Consider the following 305-nt stretch of genomic DNA (forward strand, 5'->3'; position numbering starts at 1 on the left):
GTGCCGAACGCAGTGACGCAGCAGCTGACTGACCTAGGTGCGCAGATCTATTTTAACCACCGCCCAGAGAATATCAGCGACGCCAGCGTGGTGGTGGTGTCGAGCGCTATTACCCCCGATAACCCGGAAATTGTGGCGGCCAAAGAGGCGCGCATTCCGGTAATTCAGCGCGCGGAGATGTTAGCGGAGCTGATGCGTTTTCGTCACGGTATCGCCGTCGCCGGCACTCACGGTAAAACTACCACAACCGCTATGGTGGCCAGTATTTACGCCGAAGCCGGCCTGGATCCGACCTTCGTTAACGG

The 305-nt window shown here is 58.4% G+C and carries 1 protein-coding gene; it reads left to right on the forward strand.

From position 1 onward, the window contains the following. Positions 1 to 305: Mur ligase domain-containing protein (locus BG74_RS07815; protein ID WP_244267435.1), on the forward strand; the 305-nt coding region annotated here is incomplete at both ends.

The sequence above is a fragment of the Sodalis-like endosymbiont of Proechinophthirus fluctus genome (genome assembly GCF_001602625.1).
Taxonomy (GTDB): domain Bacteria; phylum Pseudomonadota; class Gammaproteobacteria; order Enterobacterales; family Enterobacteriaceae.